The following is a 25434-nucleotide window of genomic DNA, read 5'->3' as shown; positions in this document are numbered from 1 at the left end:
CTGAGCAAACGCTCAGTCGGTCGCCGATTGTTCCAGACGGACGACGACGGACTTGCTGGCCGGGGTGTTGCTGGTGTCCGCGGTGGCGTCCAGCGGCACCAGGACGTTGGTTTCCGGGTAGTACGCCGCCGCGCAGCCCCGGGCCGTCGGGTAGTGCACGACACGGAAACCGGGCGCCCGCCGCTCGACCCCGTCCCTCCACTCGCTGACCAGGTCGACGTACGAGCCGTCCCGCACGTCGAGCCTCCGGGCGTCCTCCGGGTTGACCAGGACGACCCGGCGGCCGTTCCGGATGCCCCGGTAGCGGTCGTCCAGGCCGTAGATCGTGGTGTTGTACTGGTCGTGCGAGCGCAGCGTCTGGAGCAGCAGCCGCCCCTCGGGCAGCTCCGGGTACTCGACCGGCGCGGCGGTGAAGTTGGCCTTGCCGGTGGCCGTCGGGAAGCGGCGCTCGTCTCGCGGGGCGTGGGGGAGGGCGAAGCCGCCGGGGTGCGCCACGCGCGCGTTGAAGTCCTCGAAGCCCGGAATCACGCGCCCGATGCGGTCGCGGATCGCGGCGTAGTCCTTCTCGAACTCCTCCCACGGCACCTTGCTGTCCGCGCCGAGCACCCGGCGGGCCAGGCGGCACACGATCGCCGGCTCGGACAGCAGGTGCGCGCTCGCGGGCTCCAGCCGGCCCCGGGAGGCGTGCACCATGCCCATCGAGTCCTCGACGGTCACGAACTGCTCTCCGCCGTCCTGGAGATCGCGTTCGGTACGGCCGAGGGTCGGGAGGACGAGCGCACGCGCGCCCGTGACGGCGTGCGAACGGTTCAGCTTCGTCGAGACGTGGACGGTGAGGCGGGCGCGGCGCATGGCCGCCTCGGTGACCTCCGTGTCGGGGGAGGCGGAGACGAAGTTGCCGCCCATGGCGAAGAAGACCTTGGCCTCGCCGTCGCGCAGCGCGCGGATGGCCCGTACGACGTCGTAGCCGTGCTCGCGCGGCGGGGCGAAGCCGAACTCCTTCTCCAAGGCGTCGAGGAAGGCGGGCGCGGGGCGCTCGAAGATACCCATCGTGCGGTCGCCCTGGACGTTGGAGTGGCCGCGGACCGGGCAGACGCCCGCGCCGGGGCGGCCGATGTTGCCGCGCAGGAGCAGGAAGTTGACGACCTCGCGGATGGTGGGTACCGAGTGCTTGTGCTGGGTCAGGCCCATCGCCCAGCACACGATGGTGCGCTTGGAGGCGAGCACCATGCGCAGCGCTTCCTCGATCTCCGCGCGGGTGAGACCGGTCGCCGCGAGGGTCTCGTCCCAGTCGGCCGCGCGGGCGGCCTCGGCGAACTCCTCGTAGCCGTGCGTGTGTTCCTCGACGAAGGCCTCGTCGACCGCGCCCTCGGTCTGGAGGATCAGCTTGTTGAGGAGCCGGAACAGGGCCTGGTCGCCGCCGAGGCGGATCTGCAGGAACAGGTCGGTGAGCGCGGCGCCCGAGGTGAGCCCCTTGGCGGTCTGCGGGTTCTTGAAGCGCTCCAGGCCGGCCTCGGGCAGCGGATTGACGCTGATGATCCGCGCGCCGTTCGCCTTGGCCCGCTCCAGGGCGGAGAGCATGCGCGGGTGGTTGGTGCCCGGGTTCTGGCCGGCCACGATGATCAGGTCGGACTCGTAGAGGTCCTCCAGCAGGACGCTGCCCTTGCCGACGCCGATGGTCTCGGACAGGGCCGAGCCGGACGACTCGTGGCACATGTTGGAGCAGTCCGGCAGGTTGTTGGTGCCGAGCTCGCGCGCGAAGAGCTGGTAGAGGAACGCGGCCTCGTTGCTGGTGCGCCCGGAGGTGTAGAAGACGGCCTCGTCGGGCGAGTCCAGGGAGGCGATCTCCTCCGCGACGATGTCGAAGGCGCGCTCCCAGGTGACCGGCTCGTAGTGCTCGCCGCCCTCGGGGAGGTACACCGGGTGCGTGAGCCGTCCCTGCTGGCCCAGCCAGTAGCCGCTGCGCGTCGCGAGGTCGGCCACGGAGTGCGCCGCGAAGAACTCCGGGGTGACGCGGCGCAGGGTGGCCTCCTCGGCCACCGCCTTCGCGCCGTTCTCGCAGAACTCCGCCTTGTGCCGGTGGTCCGGCTCCGGCCAGGCGCAGCCCGGGCAGTCGAAGCCGTCCTTCTGGTTGACGCTCAGCAGCGTCAGCGCGGTCCGCTTCACGCCCATCTGCCGCTGCGCGACGCGCAGGGTGTGGCCGATGGCAGGGATGCCCGCCGCCGCATGCTGCGGTTCGGTGACCTGCGGCGCGTCCTGAACCGGATCACCCTTGGGCGGCTTGGTGGCCATCGCGCGCTCCTTCGCTTACGCGTGTGAGGTACGTCTCCGATCCTCGCACGCCCCGCTGACATCGCCGGGGCCGGGCGGGTGGCGGAGACCGTGGGCGATGCCTGCGCCCGGCAACCGGGCGGCCCGTGACGCCGGGTGACCGGGCCGGTACCGGCCCGGCCGACCGAGGGCGGGGCCGAGTGTCAGTGGTCCGTGGCAGGATCGGGGACGTGGCAGAGACAGCAGCGAAGAAGACCGACAACACCTCCGGCGGCGGCCGTCCGCGCCTGATGCTCATGGACGGGCACTCACTGGCGTACCGCGCGTTCTTCGCGCTGCCCGCGGAGAACTTCACGACCGCGACGGGCCAGCCGACCAATGCGATCTACGGCTTCGCCTCGATGCTGGCCAACACGCTGCGTGACGAGGCGCCCACGCACTTCGCGGTCGCTTTCGACGTCTCCCGCAAGACCTGGCGGTCCCAGGAGTTCACCGAGTACAAGGCGAACCGCTCCAAGACCCCGGACGAGTTCAAGGGTCAGGTCGAGCTGATCGGCGAGCTGCTCGACGCCATGCATGTCACCCGCTTCGCCGTCGAGGGCTTCGAGGCGGACGACGTCATCGCCACGCTCGCCACGCAGGCCGAGGCCGAGGGCTTCGAGGTGCTGATCGTCACCGGCGACCGGGACTCCTTCCAGCTGGTCAGCGACCACACCACGGTCCTGTATCCGACCAAGGGCGTTTCCGAGCTGACCCGCTTCACGCCGGAGAAGGTCGTCGAGAAGTACGGGCTGACCCCCGCCCAGTACCCCGACTTCGCGGCCCTGCGCGGCGACCCGTCCGACAACCTGCCGGGCATCCCGGGCGTCGGCGAGAAGACGGCCGCGAAGTGGATCAACCAGTTCGGTTCGTTCGCGGAGCTGGTCGAGCGCGTCGACGAGGTCAAGGGCAAGGCCGGGCAGAACCTGCGCGACCACCTGGAGTCCGTCAAGCTCAACCGCCGGCTCACCGAGCTGGAGCGGCAGGTCGAGCTGCCGAAGACGGTCACCGACCTGGAGCGGACGGCGTACGACCGCAAGGGCGTCGCGGTGATCCTGGACACCCTGGAGATCCGCAACCCCTCGCTGCGCGAGCGGCTCTACGCCGTCGACCCCGGCGGCGAGGAGGCCGAGGCGACTCCGGTGGTGGCGGACGGCGTGGAGCTGGACGGCACGGTGCTGGGCACGGGCGAGCTGGCCGGCTGGCTCAGCGAGCACGGCACGCGGCCGCTCGGCGTCGCCACGGTCGACACCTGGGCGCTGGGCACCGGCTCGGTCGCCGAGGTCGCGCTCGCCGCATCCGACGGGAAGGCCGCCTGGTTCGACCCGACGGAGATCGACGAGGCCGACGAGACGGCGCTGCGGACCTGGCTCTCCGACCCGGACCGGCCGAAGGTCTTCCACAACGCCAAGGGCGCGATGCGGGTCTTCGCCGAGCACGGCTGGAGCGTCGCCGGTGTGGGCATGGACACCGCACTCGCCGCCTACCTGGTCAAGCCCGGCCGCCGCTCCTTCGACCTGGACGCGCTCTCCCTGGAGTACCTGCACCGGGAGCTGGCCCCCGCCGCCGCGGCCGACGGGCAGCTGGCCTTCGGCGCGGACGACGGTGCCGAGGCCGAGGCGCTGATGGTGCAGGCCCGCGCGATCCTCGACCTGGGCGAGGCCTTCGAGGGCCGTCTGGCGGACGTGGGTGCCGCGGACCTGCTGCGCGACATGGAACTGCCCACGTCCGCTCTGCTGGCCCGCATGGAGCGGCACGGCATCGCGGCCGACCGGGAACACCTCCAGGCCATGGAGCAGATGTTCGCGGGCGCCGTGCAGCAGGCGGTGAAGGAGGCGCACGCGGCGGCCGGACGCGAGTTCAACCTCGGCTCGCCCAAGCAGCTCCAGGAAGTCCTCTTCGGCGAGCTGAACCTGCCGAAGACCAAGAAGACCAAGACCGGGTACACCACCGACGCCGACGCCCTGGCCTGGCTCGCCGCCCAGACCGACAACGAACTGCCGGTGATCATGCTCCGCCACCGCGAGCAGGCCAAGCTGCGCGTCACGGTGGAGGGCCTGATCAAGACGATCGCCGCGGACGGCCGCATCCACACCACGTTCAACCAGACGGTCGCCGCGACCGGCCGCCTCTCGTCCACGGACCCGAACCTGCAGAACATCCCGGTCCGGACCGACGAGGGCCGTGCGATCCGCCGCGGGTTCGTCGTCGGCGAGGGCTTCGAGTCCCTGATGACGGCCGACTACAGCCAGATCGAGCTGCGGGTGATGGCGCACCTGTCCGAGGACGCGGGCCTGATCGAGGCGTTCACCTCCGGCGAGGACCTGCACACCACCGCCGCCGCGCAGGTCTTCTCCGTCGAGCAGTCCGCGGTCGACGCGGAGATGCGCCGCAAGATCAAGGCCATGTCCTACGGGCTGGCGTACGGCCTGTCGGCCTTCGGCCTCTCCCAGCAGCTCAACATCGAGGCGGCGGAGGCCCGTGGCCTGATGGACGCCTACTTCGAGCGGTTCGGCGGCGTCCGGGACTATCTGCGCCGGGTCGTCGACGAGGCGCGGGCGACGGGCTACACGGCGACGCTCTTCGGCCGCCGCCGCTACCTCCCCGACCTCAACAGCGACAACCGCCAGCGCCGCGAGGCGGCCGAGCGCATGGCACTGAACGCCCCGATCCAGGGCACGGCGGCCGACATCGTCAAGATCGCCATGCTCAATGTGGACAAGGCGCTGCGCGAGGCCGGCCTCAAGTCCCGCATGCTCCTCCAGGTCCACGACGAAATCGTCCTGGAGATCGCCCCCGGCGAGCGTGCGGCGGCGGAGGAACTGGTCCGCCGCGAAATGGCGGGCGCCGTCCAGCTCAGGGTCCCCCTGGGCGTCTCGGTGGGCGCGGGCCCGGACTGGGAGTCGGCGGCGCACTAGCCTCCGGCGGCCGACGGTACGGTGCCTGCGAGCGGCACGAGTTCCCCGACTCGCGCCGCACTCGCCCCTGCGAGGGCGCCGGCGCTGTCACTGGGCCGGTTCACCGAGGGCGGCGACGGCTGGGCTCCTGCCCTGTTCCCGTCGAGGTGCGGGGCGAGGTGCCGTGGGCGCCGGGTCGGGGGTAGGGGCGCGCCACGCGCGTCGCGGCCGTTTGCCTGTGCGCCTTTTCTCGTCCGGTGAGGGCTGTGGGGTGTGCCGGGAGGGCTGGGCTCCTGCCCTGTTCCCGTCGAGGTGCGGGGCGGGGAGACGCGAACCCCGCGCTGGGGAACGGAGCACGCCACCCCGGTATCCACGCCCGCCCGCCCCGCAGGGTCAGTCACTCAGGTGGCCCCCGCGAACACGCCTCCGCCCGCGTATCCCGTGAGGATGCGGGCATGGGTATACGCATGCTCCATCACCGGACCACACCGGCACGGGCAAGCACAGACGGACCCGCCCGCGTGCCACTCCCCACGGTCCCGGTCGTCGCGCCGGGCGCAAGTACCGGACGCATCCCCGCCACTCTCGCGGCGGCCCTGCGCCGCACCGCGGCAGACCTCCGCCGCGCACTCGCCCACCGCGACCCGGCCACCGCGACCCCGCACGAGACGTCCGCCTGGCTCCTGTGGGCCGACCTGGCCCGCGGCTACCTGGCGCTCGCCCTCACCCTTCTGCCGCGGACACGGCCCGCACACATCTTCACCGTGTTCGTCGCGAGCGCCGACACCGTCAGTGCGCGACCCGGCGGCCCGGCTCCGCACCGACGCCTTCCGGGCTCGTGGGGACCGGGGCCGGACGCCACACCCTGACCCCCAGGGCGTACACCAGCAGCGCCGGAACGAGCCCCGCGCCCGCGCCGAAGCACACCGTCGGGATCAGCTCCCAGGGCTTCGCGGTGTCCCCCCAGTGGTCCCACCACCGGGTCGCCCGCCGCACCGCCCCGGCCACCGCGCAGCCGCCGAGGACCGTCCCGGCCCACCATCGGTCCCGTGCCGAGAGGACCGGCACGTCCAGCGGCTCGGCCCGGGGTACCCGGCGCAGCGCACGCGCGAGGAACACGACGATCACGACCGCGGCCACCGCGGAACCGCCGTACTGGAGGTACCAGTAGAGCGGCGAACCCGCGATCTCCCGGCCGAGGACGGGGAACACCCGCATTCCCCAGCGGTCGAGGTGCGTGAACGCGTCCCACACCACGTGCGTCAGCGTGCCCAGCACCGCCGACACGTACCACCACGCCACCAACGACGGCCGCACACGCGCGTGTGGCACCCCGCAGCGCAGCAGGGCGGCGGCGCGTCCCTGCCGGGCCCGCGGCAGCAGGGCGACCAGCGGCTCACGGGCCAGCAGCCACAGCCCCACCAGCACCCAGGCGATGAGCACATCGATGGTGAACACGCCCGGGAAGGAGTGCGTGACGTCCCCGAACTCCATCGCCCCGGACAGGAAACTCGCCGCGTAATAGGTCACGTCGGGCGAGAAGGAGCCCGCCACCAGCGCGGCCGGCACCAGCCGTCCCCGACCGCTCCCGTCACCGCGCACGGCGGGCAGCACGGCGGCCGCATGACTCAGGGTGAACGGCAAAGGAACTCCTCATATGGCCAAGTGGTGAATATCGGGCACGAACGGGTCCCCGTGCAAAGCAAGTTGTCGTAGGGTCGCCTGCGGCACCGTACTGGTCGAACAGACGAACATCGCCCGCGGAGAGTTGCGGTGCAACCCTCGGCGCGAACCGATCGTCACAACAGGGCGGGTACAACGGGCGAGACAGCCGAGGACAGACGGAGACGGACGCGCGGGCGTCCGCAGGGAGGGGTTCACTCTATGGCGGCGCAATTCGGCCGGAGGCTCCGCAAGGGGGCGCTCACCACCACCGTGGCGGCGGTCGCCGTCGCGGCCCTGTCCGCGTCCCAGGCTCCCGACGTGACGGCCGACGCGAACGGCAGACAGACCGCCGCCGACAACGTGCCGACGTCCGACACGCCCGCAGAGGAGAGCGCCACCGGCAACTCGCCGTACTACACGGACCTGCCACCGCTCAACAGCCCGAGCCCCGCGCCGACCATCGGCACCCCCGTCACCCAGGGCCCCGCCGAGGCCGGCATCCCCGCGACCGTGCTCGACGCCTACAAGAAGGCCGAGTCGGCCCTGCGCCAGTCCAAGCCCGGCTGCAACCTGCCGTGGCAACTCCTCGCCGCCATCGGCAAGGTGGAGTCGGGCCAGGCCCGCGGCGGTCGCGTCGACGCCAACGGCACCACCATCGGCCGGATCATCGGCCCGCAGCTCGACGGCAACGGCTTCGCGCTCATCAAGGACACGGACAACGGCGTCTACGACGGAAACAGCACCTACGACAACGCCGTCGGCCCCATGCAGTTCATCCCGTCCACCTGGGCGTGGGCGGGCCGCGACGGCAACGGCGACGGCAAGGAAGACCCCAACAACGTCTACGACGCCGCGCTCGCCGCCGGCAACTACCTGTGCCGCTTCGACTGGGACCTGTCCACCGACGCGGACCTCAGGAAGGCGATCCTCAGCTACAACAACTCGTCGGACTACCTGGCCACGGTCCTGTCGTGGCTGGAGCACTACCGCAAGGGCAGCCACGAGATCCCGGACGGCACCGGCACCCTGCCCGTGGGCCGCAGCGACAACGGCACCAGCGGGAGCGGGACCAACCCGTCGTCCCCGGGTACCCGCGGCCCCGGCCAGTCCTCCACGTCCCAGGCCCCCGGCACGCCGAAGCCGAACCCGGGCAAGCCCACTGGCCCCGGCAAGCCCACCACCCCCGCCGAGCCCTCCCCGCCCGGCACCGGCTCCCCGATCCCCAACCCGTCCGACCCGGAGTCGCCGCCCACCACCGAGACCCCCACGGACACGGTGCACCACCTGGAGGACGCCGGCACCACGGGGCTCACCGCGATCGCGGGCGACACGTTCGCCAAGAGGATCAGCACCCGCGCCGAGACCAAGGCCGGAAAGGCCGTCGCCAAGGTGCGGATCCGCTTCACCGTCATCGGCGACACGGACGCCACCTTCACCGGCGGCGAGAAGGTCGCCACGGTCCTCACCGACAGCTCCGGCGTGGCCACCGCGCCGGCGCTGGTCGCGGGCGAGAAGACCGGCGAGTTCAAGGTCCGTGCCAGCGTCGCCGGCCGCATGGTCGCCGGCCTCACCTACCAGGCCACCGTCACCGAGCGCGTCGCCGACGCCCTCACCCGCACCGGCGAGGGTGACCTGACCTGCACCCCTGGCGGCGCGTTCGCCGACCGGGTCCAGGTCAAGGCCACGCACAAGGGAGCAGCGGCGGACAAGGTCGCCGTCACCGCCACGCTCGTCAAGTCGGTGCTCGACCCGACCGAGAACGACAAGGGCCCCTACTTCAAGGACACCGACGGCAAGGCCGTCCGCACCCTGACCGGCCTGAAGACCGACGCCAAGGGCCTGCTGGAGCTGCCCGAGCTGTACGCGGACGACACCACCGGCACGTTCGTGCTCCGCCTCACGACGGCGGGTGGCGCCACGCTCGACGTCCGTCTGAACGTGGCGGCCGCGGCGAAGCCGTCGACCGAGCCCGAGGCGTAGCCACACCTTCCCGCACGATGTCCTGCGGGATCGGCCGAGGGTCGCCCCGAGCTGCGGCTGCGGGGCGCCCCTCGTCACTTTCTCGTCATTTCCCGAGCCGGGCCTTGGTGTGCCGCGTCGGCTCCGCCGTGGCCGGGTCCTCGGGCCACGGATGCTTCGGGTACCGGCCCCGCAGTTCGGCCCGTACGCCCTTGTAGCCGTCCTTCCAGAAGGAGGCCAGGTCGGCGGTGACCGCGGCAGGGCGGCCGGCCGGGGAGAGGAGGTGGACGAGGAGCGGCACCCCGGCGATCTCGGGGGAGCGCTGGAGCCCGAACATCTCCTGCACCTTCACCGCGAGGACCGGCTGCCCCGGGTCGTCGTAGTCGATCCGGATCCTGGACCCACTGGGTACGACGATCCGCTCCGGGGCGAGTTCGTCGAGCCGTGCCGCCTCACCGGAGGCCCAGGGCAGCAGTCGTGCCAGCGCCTGCCCGGCGTCGATCCGCGCCAGGTCGGCCCGCCGCCGCGCCCGGCCCAGCTCGGGCTCCAGCCACTCGTCCACGCGCGCGTGCAGCGCGTCGTCGCGGACGTCCGGCCAGGGCTCGCCGAGATGCCACCGCAGAAAGGCGAGCCGCTTGCGCAGCACGTCCGCCCCGGCCGACCAGCGCAGCAGCCCGAACCCCTCCTGCCGCAGCCCCTCCAACAGCGCACCCCGTACGAGACCGGGGTCGGCGTCCCTGAGCGGCCGGACCGCCAGTTCCACGGCGCCGAGCCGTTCGACGCGCCGGGCCACGACATCGCCGTCGGCCCAGTGCACCTCCTCCCGCTCCGCCAGCAGCGCGCCCGCCGCGAGCCGCGCCGTCGCCTCGTCGACGACCGCCCCCAACTGCACGCGCGCGTGCCCCTTCCCCACGGGCCGGTCGGCCACGGCGACGGCGATCCAGGGCGCCCCGCGCAGCGCCGACGCCTCCGAAAGCTCCGCCCGGGTGCCGGAGACCATCAGGTACGAGCCGCCGTCCTTCCTGGCCACCCGCTCGGGAAAGGCCAGGGCGGCCACCAGCCCGGCAAGGCTGTCCTCGGGGACGCCGTGCGCCCGCCGGCCGTCCCCCTCCCCCAGGGTGGCCCGCAGCCGCCGCGTCTCGGCCCGCCACCGCGCCCCGTAGGCGTCGCCCCCGCGCCGGGCGGCCCGCAGGGCGGACACCAGGTCGTCCCCGTACTCCCGCGGCGGCTCCTCACTGAGCAGAGCGACCACCTCGGCCACGCCATCCGGGCCGCCCGCCCCCGCCACCCCCGTGCCCGAGGCCCCCGTGCCCGAGCCCCCCGCGTCGAGCAACGCCCGCCCCAGCCGGGGATGCAGGCCCAGGCGCGCCAGCCGTACGCCCCGTTCGGTGGCCCGTCCGGCGGGGTCCACCGCGCCCACGGCCGTCAGCACCGACCGGGCCGCAGCCATCGCCCCGCCCGGCGGCGGATCCAGCAGCGCCAACCCGGACGCGTCCGGATCACCCCAGCAGGCCGCCTGCAGCGCGAACGCCGTCAGATCGGCCACCTTGATCTCCGGCGCCGGGAACCGCGGCAGCCGGGCGTCCTCCGCCTCCGCCCAGCAGCGGTACACCGTGCCCGGTGCCTCGCGCCCGGCACGCCCCGCACGCTGCCGCGCAGCCGCCCGCGAGGCGCGCACCGTCGTCAGGGCGCTCAGCCCGCGCGCGTGGTCGACCCGCGGCTCCCGCGCCAGCCCCGCGTCCACGACCACGCGCACGCCCGGAACCGTCAGTGAGGATTCCGCCACCGAGGTCGCCAGCACCACCCGGCGCCGCGCCCCGGGCGACAGCACCGCGTCCTGCACGGCCGCCGGCGCCCGCCCGTGCGCCTGGAGCACGTCGACGTCCCGGAGCGCCCCCAGTTGCCCGGCGACCCGGGAGATCTCCCCGACACCCGGCAGGAAACACAGCACGTCACCGTCCCGCTCGGTCAGCGCCCTCCGTACCACCGACGCCACGTGCGCGAGCAGCGCCGGGTCCACCCGCATGCCGTGCGGCGGCCGTACCGGCCGTGCCGGCGGTGCCCACACCACCTCCACGGGGTAGGACACGCCCCGCGCCTCGATGACCGGCGCCCCGCCCAGCAGCCGGGCCCAGCCCTCCGCGTCGGTCGTCGCCGACGCGGCCACCAGACGCAGCTCCGGCCGCAGCGCCTGCCGTACGTCCCACAGGAACGCCGCCGTCGTGTCCGCGTCCAGATGCCGCTCGTGGCACTCGTCGAGCACCGCCACGTCGACGCCCGTCAGTTCCTGGTCCCGCTGCAGCCGCTGCAACAGCACACCGGTGGTGACGACCTCCACGCGCGTGTGCCGCCCGACGACCCGCTCACCGCGCACGGTGTACCCGACGCTCGCGCCGGGCTTCTCGCCCAGCAGCCACGCCATCCGCCGGGCCGCGGCCCGCGCCGCGATCCGCCGCGGCTCGGCCACGACCACGCGCCGCGCGGGGCCCTCGCCCAGCAGCCCGGCCAGCGCGAGCGGTACCAGCGTCGTCTTGCCGGTGCCGGGCGGCGCGACCAGCACCGCGGTGCCGTGCCCCTCCAGGGCGTCGTGCAGAGCGGGCAGGGCACCGCGTACGGGCAGTGCGGCCAGGGCGTCGTAACGGATCACGCCCCCAGTGTCGTACGACGGGGAAACCACGCTCCACGCGCGCGTGCGCGCAGGGACGCGCGTGCACAGGGGGAGCGGCTCAGTCGCGCTCGCACACGAAGATCGCCGTACCCGGGATCAGATGCCCCCGCAGGGGCGACCAGCCGCCCCACTCGGAGGTGTTCCACTCCGGCCACTCCGGTTCCACCAGGTCGACCAGCCGGAACCCCGACGTCACGACGTCCCGGACGCGGTCGCCGAGCGTCCTGTGGTGCTCGACGTACACCGCGCGGCCCTCGTCGTCCTGCTCGACGTAGGGGGTGCGGTCGAAGTACGAGGCGGCCACCGACAGTCCCTCGGGGCCCGGCTCGTCCGGGAACGCCCAGCGCAGCGGGTGCGTGACCGAGAAGACGAAGCGGCCCCCGGGCCGCAGCACCCGGCGCACCTCGCGCAGCACCAGCCGCGGGTCGGCGACGAACGGCAGCGCCCCGTACGCGGAGCACGCCAGGTCGAAGGAGGCGTCCGCGAACGGCAGCACGGCCGCGTCGGCACAGACCAGGGGGAAGGAGGAGCCGATGCGCAGCGCGTGCTGGAGCTGGCGGTGCGAGAGGTCCAGGGCCACCGGACGGGCGCCCTGGGCGGTCAGCCAGCGTGAGCACTGGGCGGCGCCGGCGCCGATCTCCAGGACGTCCTTGCCCTTCAGGTCCTCCGGCGGGCCGAGCAGCTCGGCCTCCACCTCGTCCAGGCCCTCGGGACACCACACGAAGCGGTCGTCGCCGAGGAAGGTGCCGTGCTCGGTCTGGTACTCGTCCGCGTTCCGGTCCCACCAGCCGCGGTTGGCGCGGGAACTCTCGGTGACACCGGCGGCGCGCCGGGTGGCCTCGGGTTCGGCTCCCTCTGCTTCGGACGTTACGGGCTCTTGGATGACCGGCTCCCTCGTACTAGTCTGCGGCTCTTCCGTGCCGCCCACCCCGCGTGTCACGCACGGGACGTCCGGGGGTCCGCGTGGCCTCGGGAGACGGCTTTTGTGCCGGGTATGCGAGGATCCGCCCCGGGTGTGCGGCTTCGCGCATTGACCCTGCCCGGCCGTCCCCGTATGCTACAAGTTGCGCTGCGGGCCTGCGCACCTCAGACGTAGCAGGTCGCGCTCGCATCTGTTGTATGTCCCCTCGGTTTTCGAGGCGCCACCAGCGGTTTTCGGTGACGCTTCCTTGGCTGTCCGGCTTCTGCAGAGCGAAACGGGCTCCCGGCGCAAGCAGTACCTACGACTTCAATGTCCGTACCGGAGCCCTTTCCCACATGACGAGCAGCACCGAGACCACCGCCACCACCCCGCAGGTAGCGGTCAACGACATCGGTAACGAGGAAGCCTTCCTCGCCGCGATCGACGAGACGATCAAGTACTTCAACGACGGCGACATCGTCGACGGCGTCATCGTGAAGGTCGACCGGGACGAGGTCCTGCTCGACATCGGTTACAAGACCGAAGGCGTTATCCCGAGCCGCGAGCTCTCGATCAAGCACGACGTCGACCCCAACGAGGTCGTCGCCGTCGGTGACGAGATCGAGGCCCTTGTTCTCCAGAAGGAGGACAAGGAAGGCCGCCTGATCCTCTCGAAGAAGCGCGCCCAGTACGAGCGTGCCTGGGGCACCATCGAGAAGATCAAGGAAGAGGACGGGATCGTCACCGGTACCGTCATCGAGGTCGTCAAGGGTGGTCTCATCCTCGACATCGGCCTCCGCGGCTTCCTCCCGGCCTCCCTGGTCGAGATGCGCCGTGTTCGCGACCTCCAGCCCTACGTGGGCAAGGAGCTCGAGGCCAAGATCATCGAGCTGGACAAGAACCGCAACAACGTGGTCCTGTCCCGCCGTGCCTGGCTGGAGCAGACCCAGTCCGAGGTCCGCCAGACGTTCCTCACGACCCTCCAGAAGGGTCAGGTCCGTTCCGGCGTCGTCTCCTCGATCGTCAACTTCGGTGCCTTCGTGGACCTGGGTGGCGTCGACGGTCTGGTCCACGTCTCCGAGCTGTCCTGGAAGCACATCGACCACCCCTCTGAGGTTGTCGAGGTCGGCCAGGAGGTCACCGTCGAGGTCCTCGACGTCGACATGGACCGCGAGCGTGTCTCCCTGTCGCTGAAGGCGACCCAGGAAGACCCGTGGCAGCAGTTCGCCCGCACCCACCAGATCGGCCAGGTCGTGCCCGGCAAGGTCACGAAGCTGGTGCCGTTCGGTGCGTTCGTCCGCGTGGACGAGGGCATCGAGGGTCTGGTCCACATCTCCGAGCTGGCCGAGCGCCACGTGGAGATCCCGGAGCAGGTCGTCCAGGTCAACGACGAGATCTTCGTCAAGGTCATCGACATCGACCTCGAGCGCCGCCGCATCAGCCTCTCGCTGAAGCAGGCCAACGAGGCCTTCGGTGCCGACCCGTCGGCGGTCGAGTTCGACCCGACCCTGTACGGCATGGCCGCGTCCTACGACGACCAGGGCAACTACATCTACCCCGAGGGCTTCGACCCCGAGACCAACGACTGGCTCGAGGGCTACGAGACCCAGCGCGAGGCCTGGGAGACCCAGTACGCCGAGGCGCAGCAGCGCTTCGAGCAGCACCAGGCGCAGGTCATCAAGTCCCGCGAGGCGGACGAGAAGGCCGCTGCCGAGGGTGCCGACACCGCGGGTGCGGCTCCGGCCGCGTCCGGTGGCGGCTCGTACTCCTCCGAGGGTGGCGACAACTCCGGCGCCCTGGCGTCGGACGAGGCGCTGGCCGCGCTGCGCGAGAAGCTGGCCGGCGGCCAGAGCTGACCGCGCGCTGAGCGCAAGCTCCTCATCGAGCGATAGCTCGTGAGACCGAGGGCCCGCACCCCTTCCGGGGTGCGGGCCCTCGGCGCGTTCACCAGCGCCGCGGAAAGCCCTGATCGGGCCCGCACACGGGAATGCCCGGGCCGGAAACCGCGTTGTCCCCTACGAACTCGAGGAGGGGAGCGGTCACTGTGCTTGATCCGCAGGGCTTGTACGAATGGGAGCCGAAGGGACTGGCCGTCGTCGACATGGCACTGGCCCAGGAGTCGGCCGGACTGGTCATGCTCTACCACTTCGACGGATACATCGACGCCGGTGAGACCGGCGACCAGATCGTCGACCAGGTGCTCGACTCGCTGCCCCACCAGGTCGTCGCCCGCTTCGACCACGACCGGCTCGTGGACTACCGCGCGCGCCGGCCACTGCTGACCTTCAAGCGCGACACCTGGACGGACTACGAAGAGCCCACCCTCGAGGTGCGGCTCGTCCAGGACGCCACCGGGGCGCCCTTCCTGCTGCTGTCGGGCCCCGAACCGGATGTCGAGTGGGAGCGCTTCGCCGCGGCCGTGCGGCAGATCGTGGAGCGGCTGGGTGTGCGCCTGTCGGTGGCCTTCCACGGCATCCCCATGGGCGTCCCGCACACCCGCCCCGTCGGCATCACCCCGCACGGCACCCGTACCGACCTCGTGCCGGGCCACCGCAGCCCCTTCGAGGAGGCGCAGGTCCCGGGCAGCGCCGAGGCGCTCGTGGAGTACCGGCTCATGCAGGCCGGTCACGAGGTGCTGGGCGTCGCCGCGCACGTCCCGCACTACATCGCGCGCTCCCCGTACCCGGACGCGGCGCTGACCGCCCTGGAGGCGATCACCGCGGCGACCGGCCTGGTCCTGCCGGGCATCGCGCACTCCCTGCGCACGGAAGCCCACCGCACGCAGACGGAGATCGACCGGCAGATCCAGGAGGGCGACGAGGAACTCACCGCCCTCGTCCAGGGCCTGGAGCACCAGTACGACGCCGCAGCCGGCGCGGAGACCCGGGGCAACATGCTCGCCGAGCCCGTCGAGATCCCGTCCGCGGACGAGATCGGCCGTGAGTTCGAACGGTTCCTGGCGGAGCGGGAGGGCGACGTCTGACGTCCTCCCGGCCGCCCTGCCGACCTCCCCGGCACCTCCAGGGCCTAGGCTTCCGGTCATGCTGAAGGTGGGTCTGACCGGCGGGATCGGCGCCGGCAAGAGCGAGGTGTCGCGTCTGCTCGTCGAGTGCGGCGCCGTACTGATCGACGCGGACCGGGTCGCGCGCGAGGTCGTCGAGCCGGGAACCCGGGGGCTCGCCGAGGTCGTCGAGGCGTTCGGCGCGGAGGTGCTCACCGAGGACGGTGGCCTGGACCGGCCGAAGCTCGGTTCGATCGTGTTCGCCGACCCGGAGAAGCTCGCCGCGCTGAACGCGATCGTGCACCCCTTGGTCGGCGCCCGGTCCCGCGCTCTCGAAGAGGCCGCCGCCGAGGACGCCGTCGTCGTCCACGACGTCCCGTTGCTCACCGAGAACGGCCTGGCACCCCTGTACGACGTCGTGATCGTCGTGGACGTCGCCCCTGCCACCCAGCTCGACCGGCTGGTACGGCTGCGCGGCATGACCGAGCAGGACGCACGCGCGCGCATGGCCGCCCAGGCCTCGCGCGAGCAGCGCCGGCGGATCGCGGACGTGGTCATCGACAACGACGTGCCGCTGGACGAGCTGCGGCGCCGGGTGAAAGAGGTGTGGGCCGAGCTGAGCCGCAGGGCGCACGCGCCGCGCTGAGCGCCTTCCCGCACCGTGCGCCCCGGTCGGCCCAGGAATAGCGGCCCTGGCGTGCGCGTTGATCCCTTTCATTGAGGGAAGGACTCTGCCGTGCCCGACACCAGCGGTTCGACCGGACGTACTCCGGAGACGGATGTCATCGACTTCCGCGCCGCCGAGCAACTGCTCGCGGCGCGGGACCCGCGGGGCGCGGTGAAGCTGCTCGACGGCGTCATAGCCGCGCACCCGGAGAACACCGCCGCGCGGCTGCTGCGCGCGCGTGCCTTCTTCGCGGCGGCGCAGCTGCGTCCGGCGGAGCTGGAGTTCACCATCGTCCTGGAGCGCGAGCCGGACAACGCGTTCGCGCACTTCGCACTCGCCCGTACGTATGAGCGCCGAGGGTGTCCCGACCAGGCCCGGCGCCACTTCCGGCTGGCGGCGGCTCTGGACCCGAACCCGGAGTATCTGCAGCAGGCGCGGTTCGACTCCTGATCGTCGTGGCGGACGCGGACGCGGACGCGGGCGTTGGGGGTGGGGCGGGTGCGGGTGCGCGGCCCAGGTCTCAGGCCTTCGGCGGCCGGTACGGCGGGACGCTCGGGCCGGGCTGGTAGTGCGGACCCTGGTGGATGTGCCGGAGGATCACCGCCAGATCGACCGTGGCGACGAGCCACAGCATCCCGCACGCGGCCGCCCAGCCGGGTCGCCCGATGAGCGCGAAGGCCGCCGTTCCGAAGATCGCCCAGGCCAGTCCCCACAGGCTCAGCCAGAACCGCGCCCGCAGGGCACTGCGCGCGGTGGCCGGTTCACTGCCGGTACGCATCGGATCATCACTCCTGTGAAAAACGTACTCCAGGAGACCGCGAGGGTGAAACGAGCCGTGCCACCGCCCGAGCCGTCACTCGGTCGGGTGAACCAAGGCGGGGTGGGAACGGGCGTGCGGGAGCGGCCCGTTGGACGGGCATGGAGCGGAAAATGCGAGAGGGACACCAGGGGACAGGACCCGGGGCCATCACCCCGGACGGTTGCGCGGTCGAGCTCTACTCACGGCTGCCCGCCGGAGCCGAGCCGGACATCGTCGCCGCTGCCGCGCCCGAGGGCGCGCGCATCCTGGAGCTCGGCAGTGGGGTGGGGCGCATGACCCATCCGCTGCTGGAGCGGGGGTTCGCCGTCACGGCGGTGGACGAGTCCGCCGAGATGCTGGAGCACGTGCGCGGGGCACGGACGATATGCAGCCCGATCGAGGACCTCGACCTGGGCGAGAGCTACGACGTGGTGATGCTCGCGTCGTTCCTCGTGCACACCGCGGACCTCGAGGTGCGGCGCGGGCTGCTCAGCACCTGCGCCCGGCACGTCGCGGCGGACGGATGTGTACTGATCCAGCGGGAGGGCGAGGACTACCACACGAACGTGCCGCGTGAGCGGGTGGACCCCAGCGGCTTCACCGTCCGGATCGTGTCGGCGGAGCCGGTCGGGGACGGCGTCAACTCGGTGCGCGCGGAGTACGAGTTCCCGGACGCGGCCTGGACGCAGACCTTCCGGGCGCGGCCGCTGACCAAGGAGCAGTTCGAGGAGGCGCTGGGGGAGGCGGGGCTGCGGGTGGACCGGTATCTGACCGATGACGGGACGTGGGTGAGAGCGATTCCGGTGGCCTAGAGGGCCCGGCCGGGCATTCCTCGGCCGATCAGGGGATCCGGCGATGAGTTCCGGGCCGACGAGCGGTCTGCCTTCCCGACAGCATCACGGGCCGCGCGACCCAGGAGATCCCCATGTCCGAGACCGCCGCTTCCACCGCACCCAGGGCTTCCGTCGCCTCCACGGCTTCCACGGCCGCCGCGACGCCGACCCGTGGGCGGGGTGCCCGGATCGCCCTGCGCACGGTGCAGGTGGTCCTCGCGCTGTTCTTCGCCGTCGCGAGCGCCCTGCCCAAACTGATCGCGCACTCCTCGGCGTCCGACACCTTCGCCGAGATGGGCTGGGGCGACGCGGGGATGTACGCCATCGGCGTCCTGGAACTGGCCGGGGCGGTCGCCCTGCTGATCCCGGTCCTGCAGTCGGCGGCGGCTACGGCGTTGAGCGCGCTGATGGCGGGCGCGTTCGTCATCCAGCTCACCTACTTCGACGGTGAGAACGCGGTGACGCCGCTCATCCTGATGGTGCCGCTCCTGCTCATCGCCCGGGCCCGTCGGAGGCACAACGAGGAGCTGCTCCGACGGGTACGAGGCCGGCACGCCTGACCACCCGCGGGGAGTGGGTGCCCGCTGCCGGGGCCTGGCGTCATGGCCTGCTGTCAGGGCTCATCTCGGCGTCCTTCCGGGAGCGGCTCAGGCCCTCCAGCCCGCGCAGGCGTTGCAGCTCGCGGCGGTCGCGCTTGGTCGGGCGGCCGGCGCCGCGGTCGCGGATGCCGGCCGGGGCGACGGCCTCGCGGGGCGGGGGCGGCGGAGAGTTGTCGATGTAGCACTGGGCGGCGATCGGGGCACCGACGCGCTTGCGGATCAGGCGCTTCACGACGACGACCCGTTCCCTGCCCTCGTGCCGAAGGCGCACTTCGTCGCCGACGCGCAGGGAGTGGGCGGGCTTCACGCGCTCGCCGTTCACCCGGACGTGGCCGCCCCGGCAGGCGGTCGCGCCGAGGGAGCGGGTCTTGATGAGGCGTACGGCCCAGATCCAGCTGTCGACGCGGACGCTCTCACCGTTCTGCGGCCCGGCCGCCTCGGCGGCGGTGATCGCGGCGGCGGTCTTCGGGTCCGGGGCCTGGGGCTCGGCAGCGGTGCCGTCCTGTGGGGCGGCCACCCCGCCGCTCCTGCCTTCGTCATGCTCGGAAGCCATGGTTCGACCTTAACCGCCCCGACCGGAGACAGAGGCAGCAATTTCCGCGGCCCCTCCCGGAGGGGGAACTGGAGGGGGGAAACCGGAGAGGGAAGGAGACCAGGAGCTCAGGTACGCGCGCCGGAGGGCTCGGTGGTTCCGCATTCCCTCACGCACCGGGGAAGGTCTTACGGTGGAGGCATGGACACCGGTGGCCTCTCCGTACTCGACCAGCGGATCGCGGGGTGCCGGGCCTGTCCGCGGCTGGTCGACTGGCGGGAGGAGGTGGCCCGGACGAAGCGGGCCGCGTTCGCCGACTGGACGTACTGGGGCCGGCCGGTGCCGGGCTTCGGCCCGCCGGACGCGCGTCTGCTGATCGTCGGGCTCGCCCCCGCGGCCCACGGCGGCAACCGCACCGGCCGGATGTTCACCGGCGACCGCTCCGGAGACGTGCTGTACCAGGCGCTGTACGACGTGGGCCTGGCGTCGCAGCCCACCGCGGTCCGCGCCGACGACGGCCTGGAGCTGTACGGCGTGCGCGTCACCTCGCCGGTGCACTGCGCCCCGCCCGCCAACAAGCCCACCCCCACCGAAAGGGACACCTGTCGGCCCTGGCTGGTCCAGGAGCTGGGCCTGCTGCGGCCGACGCTCCGCGCCGTGGTCGTACTCGGAGCCTTCGGCTGGCAGGCCGCGCTGCCCGCGTTCGCCGCGGCGGGCTGGACCGTGCCCCGGCCCCGGCCCGCCTTCGCGCACGGCGGTCGCGTCACGCTGGAGGCCCCCGACGAGCCCGGCCTGGACCTCTTCGGCTGCTTCCACGTCAGCCAGCGCAACACGTTCACCGGCCGGCTCACCCCCGAGATGCTCCGGGAGGTACTGCGCACGGCGGCCGAGGCGGCGGGGCTGCACACGGCGTGAAGTGCCATGAGAAGAGCGGTGTGACATCCACGTCGTCGAGGGGACCACGGCATGCGCCGCTGCCGCACCGCACTCGGCGGCCGGCCACCCGTCATCCGCGTGAACAACGCCGCGGGTCAGTACACCTGGGGCAGCCACACGTACCGCACGTCCGGCTCCCGCTCCTCGTTCCGGGCGCCGTCCGTCCACTCCACGGCTGTGAAACCGTGCCGCTCGTAGAAGCGGCGCGCGGGCGCGTTGACCTGGAAGGTCCACAGCGAGAGTCCCTCGGCGCGGCGTTCCTTCGCCAGTGCGACGAACCGGTCACCGATCCCGCGTCCGCGCCGGCCGGGGGCGAGGTACAGCTGCGACAGCTCCTCGCCCTCCAGCACCATGACGCCGACGACCTCGCCGCCCGGCGTCTCCGCCACCCATGTCTCCCGCAGGGGCACCACCACGTGGCGGAAATAGTCCCGCACCTCGTCGTCGGAGTGGGGCCTGACGACCGTGGGCAGCGCGGCGGCGAAGGAACGCAGCCAGACGTCGGCCGCCGCTCGGGCGTCCGTCGCCGTCGCGCGGCGCAGCAGAACCGACTCGGTGTCCGACCGGCTCACGCACCCGTCTCCCGCGCCACGTCCGCGGGCGCGTCGTCCGGCACGACCGCCGTCGCCGTGATCTCCACGAGCTGTCCCGGGTATCCGAGGCAACTCACCCCGAGCAGCGTCGAGGAATGCGGGCCGGTACTGAGACCGGACGCCTCGACGACGTCCCAGACGGCGGACAGCGTGGCGGTCTCGTCGCTGACGACGTACACATCGGTCGTCAGGACGTGCCTCAACTCGCTGCCGACAGCGCGCAACTGCTCGGTGAGGTTCGCGATCACCTGCTCGGCCTGACGGACCGGATCACCCTCACCGACCAGCTTCCCCTCCGCGTCGAGCGGGACGGACCCGGCCAGGAAGGCGAGCCTGGCCCCGGCCTCGACGACGGAGGCGTGGGAGTAGACGGGCGGCGGGAACAGACCGGGGACGGTGACGCGCTGAATCACGTGGGCTCCTGGTGCGACGACGGGGCAACCTCCCGATCGTCCGTTCTCCGGGGCTCCTGCGCATCCGATTTTCCCTCGCGGCCCGCAGACCGGCCGCCTAGGCTTCCGGCAACCTCCAGCCCTCCCCCTACCGTCAGGAGCCCGAAGCAGTGCCCTCCCTCACGGACCAGACCTTCCTCGACACGACCGCCGACCGGCTCGCCGCCCTGCCCACCGTCCGTGCGGTCACCCTCGGCGGCTCCCGGGCCCAGGGCACCCACGGGCCGGACAGCGACTGGGACCTGGCGATCTACTACCGGGGCGCCTTCGACCCGGCCGACCTTCGGGCCCTCGGCTGGGCGGGGGAGGTCTCCGAGCTCGGCGAGTGGGGCGGTGGTGTCTTCAACGGGGGCGCCTGGCTGACGATCGACGAACGCCGGGTCGACGTGCACTACCGCGACCTCGACGTGGTCGAGCACCAGGTCGCGGAGGCAGGGGCGGGACGCTTCGGCGTCGAGCCGCTGATGTTCCACCTGGCGGGCATCCCGACGTACCTGGTGGTCGCGGAGCTCGCGATCAACGAGGTACTGCGCGGCGAACTGCCCCGCCCCGCCTACCCGGAGGCCCTGCGCCGCACCGCCCCCGAGCACTGGTACGGCGCGGCCACCGCCACCCTCGCCTACGCCAAGGCCGGTCATGCCCCCAAGGGCGCCGTCACCCAGGTCGCGGGCGCGATCGCCCTCGCCACCACGCAGACGGCGCACGCGGTACTGGCGGCACGGGGGGAGTGGGTCACCAATGAGAAGGGCGTCGTCCAACGGGCCGGACTGGACGGGGTGGACGGGCTTCTGGCGCACCTGACGCCCCGGCCCGAGGACCTGGCGCGATCGGTCACGGACGCCGAGGCGCTCCTGCGGGCGGCGGTGGAGGGGGTGAGGGCAGGCTAGGACGGCCACGACGGGTGGGGACGGATCGGTTGCGTTCATAAAGAACGCGCGGTTCCGGGCGGACGTCACCTCCCCGAAACACGCCCGTCCTCTTTCTTCAAAGGCCACGCGTTACCGTGGACACCACGCAACACGATCCACGCAACACGTAACGACCGCACGCAACAGGTAACGACCGCCCGCATTGCGTGACGACCCCCGCAATGCGTCACAGCCCGGCCACCGTCGCCCGAAGGCTCGCCCCCGCCCTCGACGAGACGACAGGAGCCCGCGCCTCGTGTCCCGCGCCAGCCGTAGCACCGCCCGCCCCGTCGCCCTCGCGCTTCCGCCGTGGCTCGCCCATGCCCTGCGGGCCCAGCGCGGGCCCGTGCCCTGGCCCGCGGTCACGCGGGGTGCGCTGGCCGGTGGGCCGCTGCTGCTGGCCGCGGTGCTCGCCGGCCGGGCCTCCCTCGGGGTCGTCGCCGCGATCGCCGCCATGCTGGCCGGATTCAACGACCGGCCCGGCAGTCGCCGTACCTCCGTGCGGCGGATCGGCGTTCCGGCGCTCGCCGGAGCGGCCGGGCTGCTCGTCGGGACGTACGCCGGGCAGCACCTGGCAGCCGTGCCGCTGACCCTGCTGCTGACCGTGCTCGGGCTGGTCGCGGGAGGCATCAGCGCCGTCGGGACCGTGGCGTCGGGGGCCGGGACGCAGTTGCTGGTCGGCGGCGCCGTGGGGGCCGGGATGCCGCTGCCCGACCCCGGGTGGCAGAGCGTGCTGGCCTTCCTCGCCGGCGCCGGGTGGCTGCTCACGCTGCGGCTGGCCCTGCCCACGCCCGGGTCCCCCGTCGGCGACTCCCGCCTCGACTTCCGCTTCGACGGGGAGCGGGCCGCCGTCGCGGACGTCTACGACGCCGTCGCCGCGCTCCTGGACGCGGTCGGTACGGAGCAGGCCGTGGCCCGCCGGGCCGCGCTCACCGCCGCCCTCGACCACGCGCAGGACGCGCTCGCCGGACCTCGGCTGCGGCGCTACGCCTCGTCCGCGGCCGAACGGCGACTGCACGCCCAGTACGCCGCCGCCCTGCCTCTCGGCGAGGCCGCGACCGCGCTCGCCTGGGCCGAGCAGACCGTGCCCGCGCGAGCCGCCGAGGGCCCCCGGCGACTCGCCGCGGCCGTCCGCGGCAACACCCACACCGGTCCGCTGCCCGCACCCAGCCGCACCGACCCCGCCCTGCGCGCCCTGGACGACGCCCTCCTGCACGCCGCCGAGGCCTTCGACCGGGGCAGGGGCCGGGACCTGCACACCCGCAGGCGGTCGCTCGGGTCCCTGGCACGCACCGCCCTCGGCGCCGGCGGACGGGAGTACGGGCTACGTGTCGGCCTGTGCTTCGGGGCCAGTGCCGCCGTCGCCCAGGTGCTGCACCACGGGCACTGGTACGGATCGCACCCGCACTGGTACTGGCTGCCCGCCACCGCCGTCTTCCTGGTCAAGCCCGACCTCGGCCCGCTCGTGTCCCGGGTGCTGTGCCGGGCGGCCGGCACCGTCCTCGGGGCGCTCGTCTTCGCCGGGTTCGCCGCCGTGCTGCCCCGGCCGGAGGGGCTCGTCGCGCTCGTCGCCGTCTGCGGTGCCCTGGTGCCCGTCGCCGCGCGGCACTTCGCCGCCCAGACCGCCGTCGTCACCGTCCTCGTCCTGGCCCTGGTCATGGTCGGCGGCGAACCGCAGGCCTCCGTCAGCCGCATCGGGGAGACGCTGCTGGCCTGCGCGATCGTCCTGGTCGTCGGGCATCTGCCGGTGCCGGGGCAGCGCGGTGGTGCGGTCCGTGCCCGGATCGGGGCCGCGGACGCCGCCGCGCACGCCTACCTCGCCCACGTACTGAGCGAGTCCGACGACCGCGCCACCCGGTGGACACTGCGCCGCGAGGCCTACCGCGCGCTCGCCGAGGCCCGCGCCGCCGTCGCACTCGCCGCCGCCGAGCTGCCACCCCTCGCCCGGCACTCCGCGGGCGCGGACGAGTTCGCCGCCGTCCTCGAACGGCTCGTCGACACCGTCACCGCGTGCGCCGTGCATCTCGACGACACCGGCCGGCTCACGCCCCGCCACACCGAGCGGCTCGCCGGGCTGCGGGACGAACTGGGCGAGCGGCGGGGGCGCGTGGGGGTGCGCCGGCCCCGCCGACTGCCGCTCGCCGGGTGAGCGTCCCGTTCGGGTCGCACCCACCCCGCCGCCGGCGCCGTACGTTGGCGTGATGACGCCTTCTTCCCGTGGGAAGCCCACCGATGTGCGTGAGAAGCCCGCAGATCTCGTCATTACCGGCTGCACCGTCCTCGTGCACGACGACCGGGAACGGATCGGCTTCGAGGAGGACGCGGCCGTCGTCGTACGCGACGGAGTCGTCGACTCCGTGACGACCGCCGCCGCGGTCGTCGGCCTCACCGCCGTCCATCGCATCGACGCCCGTGGTCAGCTCGCCCTCCCCGGTCTGATCAACTGCCACACCCACGCGCCGATGGTCGCCCTGCGGGGCCTCGCCGAGGACCTGCCCACCGACGAGTGGTTCAACGACGTCGTCTGGCCCGTCGAGTCCAACCTCACCGAACGCGACGTGGAACTGGGGGCCCGGCTCGCCTGCGCCGAGATGATCCGCGCGGGCGTGACCTGTTTCGCGGACCACTACTTCGCCATGGACGCCGTCGCCGCCGTCGTCGCGGAATGCGGGATGCGCGCACTGCTGGGGCAGGCGTACTTCTCCTCGCAGGGCTCCGAAGGCCGCGAGAGGTCACTGGAGTTCGCGTTGCGGCACCGGGACGTCGCCGACGGCCGCGTCACGACCGCCCTCGCCCCGCACGCTCCCTACACCGTGACCGACGCCGACCTCGCCGCGACCGCCGAACTCGCCCACGCCCACGGTCTGCCCGTGCACCTCCACGCCGCAGAGAACCGCGACCAGACCGACACCAGCCTGGCCCGGCACGGGGTCACCCCGATCGAGGTCCTGGAGCGCACCGGCATCCTCGAGACCGACGTGCTCATCGCGCACGGCACCGGCATCGTCGAGCGCGACCTGCCGCTCCTCGCGCGCGCGGGCGGCCGTACGGCGGTGGCGACCGCGCCCCGCGGCTACCTCAAGTTCGCCTGGCCCACCACCACACCCGTGCGCGCCCTGCGCGACATCGGCGTCCCCGTGGGGCTCGCCACGGACGGTGCCGCCTCCAACAACTCCCTCGACGTGTGGGAGACGATGGCGCTCACGTCCCTGATCCAGAAGTCCTCCGAGGGCGACCCCCGCTGGCTGACCTCCCGCCAGGCCCTCCACCACGCGACACTGCAGAGCGCCCGAGCCGTCGGGCTCGGCGGCACCGTCGGCCGCATCGCGCCGGGACGTCGGGCCGACCTCGTCCTCGTCGACCTCAGCGGCCCGCACACCCAGCCCGTGCACGATCTCGCCGCCACCCTCGTGCACAGCGCCCGCTCCGCCGACGTGCGCACGACGATCGTCGACGGGCGGGTCCTCATGCGGGACCGCGAGCTGCTCACCCTCGACGTTCCCGCGGTGGTGCGGGAACTGACGGAGCGGCTGCCGGCCCTGACCGACCGCGGCCACGGTCGCCGCGTCCAGGAGTACGACACCTGAGAAACCGAGGTCAGCGGCTTGCCGGCGCCTGCCCGAAAGAATCTTGGCGAGCCGCGATGAGTTCCGCTCCTCCGGCCGGTCACCACCCCCGACGGACCGTTGCCTGTTGCACAGGAGGAGCTGGAGC

At 72.8% G+C, this 25434-nt stretch carries 20 protein-coding genes; 12 read left to right on the top strand and 8 right to left on the bottom strand.

The annotated features are described in order from the left end of the window. Positions 1 to 12: 12 nt before the first annotated feature. Positions 13 to 2292, bottom strand: coding sequence for an FdhF/YdeP family oxidoreductase (locus RM812_RS11190; RefSeq protein WP_311572298.1), 2280 nt, complete (start codon positions 2290 to 2292; stop codon positions 13 to 15). Positions 2293 to 2501: 209 nt separating this feature from the next. Between RM812_RS11190 and polA the strand changes: the two genes are divergently transcribed. Then, complete coding sequence (gene polA / locus RM812_RS11185; protein WP_311572297.1) at positions 2502 to 5228, top strand: DNA polymerase I; 2727 nt, start codon at positions 2502 to 2504, stop codon at positions 5226 to 5228. Between the two features lie 768 nt (positions 5229 to 5996). Here polA and RM812_RS11180 read toward each other — a convergent pair. Continuing rightward, positions 5997 to 6851 carry a DUF4184 family protein gene (locus tag RM812_RS11180; RefSeq protein WP_311572296.1) on the bottom strand — a complete coding sequence of 285 codons (855 nt, stop codon included), beginning with the start codon at positions 6849 to 6851 and terminating at the stop codon, positions 5997 to 5999. A 240-nt stretch (positions 6852 to 7091) separates the two neighbouring features. On the opposite strand from RM812_RS11180, the gene RM812_RS11175 reads away from it, so the two are divergent. After that, complete coding sequence (locus tag RM812_RS11175; protein ID WP_311572295.1) at positions 7092 to 8852, top strand: lytic transglycosylase domain-containing protein; 1761 nt, start codon at positions 7092 to 7094, stop codon at positions 8850 to 8852. 85 nt (positions 8853 to 8937) lie between these two features. Here RM812_RS11175 and hrpB read toward each other — a convergent pair whose 3' ends face one another. Together hrpB and RM812_RS11165 are read right to left on the bottom strand one after the other, a co-directional pair. Further along, the gene (gene hrpB / locus RM812_RS11170; protein WP_311572294.1) at positions 8938 to 11478 is read right to left on the bottom strand and encodes an ATP-dependent helicase HrpB; all 2541 of its coding nucleotides are present in this window, start codon (positions 11476 to 11478) and stop codon (positions 8938 to 8940) included. Positions 11479 to 11557: 79 nt separating this feature from the next. Then, positions 11558 to 12439, bottom strand: a complete 882-nt coding sequence (locus RM812_RS11165) for a class I SAM-dependent methyltransferase (RefSeq protein WP_311572293.1) — start codon at positions 12437 to 12439, stop codon at positions 11558 to 11560. A 317-nt stretch (positions 12440 to 12756) separates the two neighbouring features. Between RM812_RS11165 and rpsA the strand changes: the two genes are divergently transcribed. The 4 genes from rpsA (at position 12757) to RM812_RS11145 (ending at position 16518) form a co-directional block, all read left to right on the top strand. Then, complete coding sequence (rpsA, locus tag RM812_RS11160) at positions 12757 to 14256, top strand: 30S ribosomal protein S1 (RefSeq protein WP_311572292.1); 1500 nt, start codon at positions 12757 to 12759, stop codon at positions 14254 to 14256. Between the two features lie 188 nt (positions 14257 to 14444). Further along, complete coding sequence (locus RM812_RS11155; RefSeq protein WP_311572291.1) at positions 14445 to 15383, top strand: PAC2 family protein; 939 nt, start codon at positions 14445 to 14447, stop codon at positions 15381 to 15383. 58 nt (positions 15384 to 15441) lie between these two features. Further along, on the top strand, positions 15442 to 16047 hold the full coding sequence (gene coaE / locus RM812_RS11150) for a dephospho-CoA kinase (protein WP_311572290.1): 606 nt from the start codon (positions 15442 to 15444) through the stop codon (positions 16045 to 16047). A 90-nt stretch (positions 16048 to 16137) separates the two neighbouring features. Beyond that, positions 16138 to 16518: a tetratricopeptide repeat protein gene (locus tag RM812_RS11145; protein WP_311572289.1), complete on the top strand. Its 381-nt coding sequence runs from the start codon at positions 16138 to 16140 to the stop codon at positions 16516 to 16518. 70 nt (positions 16519 to 16588) lie between these two features. Here the strand turns inward: RM812_RS11145 and RM812_RS11140 are convergent, their stop codons facing one another. Beyond that, positions 16589 to 16846: a DUF6343 family protein gene (locus RM812_RS11140; RefSeq protein WP_311572288.1), complete on the bottom strand. Its 258-nt coding sequence runs from the start codon at positions 16844 to 16846 to the stop codon at positions 16589 to 16591. Positions 16847 to 16998: 152 nt separating this feature from the next. Between RM812_RS11140 and RM812_RS11135 the strand changes: the two genes are divergently transcribed. Both RM812_RS11135 and RM812_RS11130 read left to right on the top strand, forming a co-directional pair. Beyond that, positions 16999 to 17679 carry a class I SAM-dependent methyltransferase gene (locus RM812_RS11135; RefSeq protein WP_311572287.1) on the top strand — a complete coding sequence of 227 codons (681 nt, stop codon included), beginning with the start codon at positions 16999 to 17001 and terminating at the stop codon, positions 17677 to 17679. Positions 17680 to 17792: 113 nt separating this feature from the next. Continuing rightward, the gene (locus RM812_RS11130) at positions 17793 to 18260 is read left to right on the top strand and encodes a DoxX family protein (protein WP_311572286.1); all 468 of its coding nucleotides are present in this window, start codon (positions 17793 to 17795) and stop codon (positions 18258 to 18260) included. 40 nt (positions 18261 to 18300) lie between these two features. Here RM812_RS11130 and RM812_RS11125 read toward each other — a convergent pair whose 3' ends face one another. Beyond that, the gene (locus RM812_RS11125; RefSeq protein ID WP_311572285.1) at positions 18301 to 18852 is read right to left on the bottom strand and encodes an RNA-binding S4 domain-containing protein; all 552 of its coding nucleotides are present in this window, start codon (positions 18850 to 18852) and stop codon (positions 18301 to 18303) included. Between the two features lie 180 nt (positions 18853 to 19032). Here RM812_RS11125 and RM812_RS11120 point away from each other — a divergent pair, with 180 nt between their 5' ends. Beyond that, positions 19033 to 19746, top strand: a complete 714-nt coding sequence (locus RM812_RS11120) for a uracil-DNA glycosylase (RefSeq protein WP_311572284.1) — start codon at positions 19033 to 19035, stop codon at positions 19744 to 19746. A 116-nt stretch (positions 19747 to 19862) separates the two neighbouring features. Here RM812_RS11120 and RM812_RS11115 read toward each other — a convergent pair whose 3' ends face one another. Beyond that, positions 19863 to 20339: a GNAT family N-acetyltransferase gene (locus RM812_RS11115; protein WP_311572283.1), complete on the bottom strand. Its 477-nt coding sequence runs from the start codon at positions 20337 to 20339 to the stop codon at positions 19863 to 19865. Beyond that, positions 20336 to 20773 carry a RidA family protein gene (locus RM812_RS11110; protein ID WP_311572282.1) on the bottom strand — a complete coding sequence of 146 codons (438 nt, stop codon included), beginning with the start codon at positions 20771 to 20773 and terminating at the stop codon, positions 20336 to 20338. The genes RM812_RS11115 and RM812_RS11110 overlap by 4 nt, the downstream gene beginning before the upstream one ends. Before the next feature lie 149 nt (positions 20774 to 20922). Here RM812_RS11110 and RM812_RS11105 point away from each other — a divergent pair, with 149 nt between their 5' ends. The 3 genes from RM812_RS11105 (at position 20923) to RM812_RS11095 (ending at position 25307) form a co-directional block, all read left to right on the top strand. Next, positions 20923 to 21699 carry a nucleotidyltransferase domain-containing protein gene (locus tag RM812_RS11105; protein ID WP_311572281.1) on the top strand — a complete coding sequence of 259 codons (777 nt, stop codon included), beginning with the start codon at positions 20923 to 20925 and terminating at the stop codon, positions 21697 to 21699. Positions 21700 to 21976: 277 nt separating this feature from the next. Further along, complete coding sequence (locus tag RM812_RS11100; protein WP_311572280.1) at positions 21977 to 23869, top strand: FUSC family protein; 1893 nt, start codon at positions 21977 to 21979, stop codon at positions 23867 to 23869. A 52-nt stretch (positions 23870 to 23921) separates the two neighbouring features. After that, positions 23922 to 25307 carry an amidohydrolase gene (locus RM812_RS11095; RefSeq protein WP_311572279.1) on the top strand — a complete coding sequence of 462 codons (1386 nt, stop codon included), beginning with the start codon at positions 23922 to 23924 and terminating at the stop codon, positions 25305 to 25307. Positions 25308 to 25434 lie beyond the last annotated feature (127 nt).

This window comes from Streptomyces lancefieldiae, assembly GCF_031845825.1.
GTDB classification, from domain to species: domain Bacteria; phylum Actinomycetota; class Actinomycetes; order Streptomycetales; family Streptomycetaceae; genus Streptomyces; species Streptomyces lancefieldiae.
This window is presented reverse-complemented; position numbering and strand designations above follow the sequence as displayed.